We start from the raw sequence: 1,364 nt of genomic DNA, 5'->3' as shown, positions 1-1,364 counted from the left end.
TCCGCCGCGAACGGAGCGATCTTCGCCTCGGCCAGCGAACGCACCGCCTCACGGAGCATCTCGTGCTCCTCGGAGATGCGGAAGAGATCGAAGTCCTGGCTCATGATCGCCACTCCTGTTTCACGACGGTACTCAGTACCCTTCATTATGCACGTGCACGGCAAAAAGGGAACTCAGTGCCTTCACAGGGCGGCACTGAGTTCCCTATCCTTTTCCTGCCGAACTACAGCCGAACCACCGCCGAACACCGGGCGCACGTCCGCCGCGGGTCGGCCGTGCGGCGGCCGTACGTCCGCCGCCGGAGCCGGTCCGAGTGCAGGGAGAAGACAGCGTGGTCCACTCAGCCATCGATGCCGACACCCGGAGTACGACGCTGTACTTCCAGCGCTGTACCTGGTGCAACAACCCGACCTTCCAACGGCTGCTCTGCCCCACCTGCGGCTCCACCGAGCTGCGCCTGGAGCCCAGCGAGGGCACCGGCGTCGTCCGGCGCTGCGCGGTCGAGCAGGCCCGGACGCCGCTGGTCCGCCAGAAGTCGCTGATCCGGATGGAGGAGGGGTTCGACGTCTGGTGCATCGTGGACGGGATGCGCAGCACCGTCCCGGTCGGCACCCGGGTACGGCTGTACTCCTCCCCCGACTCCGAGCAGCCCGAGCTGCGGCTGCTGCCGATGGAGGAGCCGCCGCCGCTGCAGGACCTCGAACCGCGCCCGCTGCCCCCGACCAAGGGCGGCTTCACCCAGCACCTCGCGGCCTTCGCCGAGTAGTCGCGGAGCGGTCGGCGGACAGACGGCGGGCGGACGGTGGGCGGACGGCGCGCAGTCGGCGGGTGGACAGCGCGCCGTCGCCGGCCGGCGTGCCGAGGCGGAGACGAGCGGACGCGGAAGCGCGAAAACACGGAAACGCCGGAGGGCGTGGCACTCGGTACCGGGGTACCGAGTGCCACGCCCTCCGATCGTCGCGGGGGGATCAGCCCTTGCGGGTCTTCACCTCGGCGGTGAGCTGCGGCAGCACCTGGAAGAGGTCGCCGACCACGCCGTAGTCCGCCAGCTCGAAGATCGGGGCCTCGGGGTCCTTGTTGACGGCCACGATGGTCTTCGAGGTCTGCATGCCGGCCCGGTGCTGGATCGCGCCCGAGATGCCGTTCGCCACGTACAGCTGGGGCGAGACCTGCTTGCCGGTCTGGCCGACCTGGGAGCTGTGCGGGTACCAGCCGGCGTCGACGGCGGCGCGCGAGGCACCGACGGCCGCATCCAGGGCGTCCGCGAGCTCCTCGACCACGCCGAAGCCCTCGGCGGCACCGACGCCGCGGCCGCCGGAGACCACGATGGCGGCCTCGGTCAGCTCGGGGCGGCCGGTGGAGAC

Annotated in this window: 2 protein-coding genes; one reads left to right on the top strand and one right to left on the bottom strand. The window is 70.7% G+C overall.

Annotated elements, in window-relative coordinates; genetic code table 11:
- The first annotated feature begins 331 nt into the window (after positions 1 to 331).
- Positions 332 to 766, top strand: coding sequence for a PhlB family protein (locus ABTY61_RS41850; protein WP_350510496.1), 435 nt, complete (start codon positions 332 to 334; stop codon positions 764 to 766).
- A gap of 202 nt (positions 767 to 968) precedes the next feature.
- On the opposite strand, the gene ABTY61_RS41845 is transcribed toward ABTY61_RS41850, so the two are convergent.
- Positions 969 to 1,364: electron transfer flavoprotein subunit alpha/FixB family protein (locus tag ABTY61_RS41845; protein ID WP_350510495.1), on the bottom strand; the 396-nt coding region annotated here is incomplete at its 5' end.

The organism is Kitasatospora sp. NPDC096128, assembly GCF_040303105.1.
In the GTDB taxonomy this organism is placed as follows: domain Bacteria; phylum Actinomycetota; class Actinomycetes; order Streptomycetales; family Streptomycetaceae; genus Kitasatospora.
Note: the sequence above shows the minus strand (reverse complement) of the source record. Positions and strands in the feature narration are given on the sequence as shown.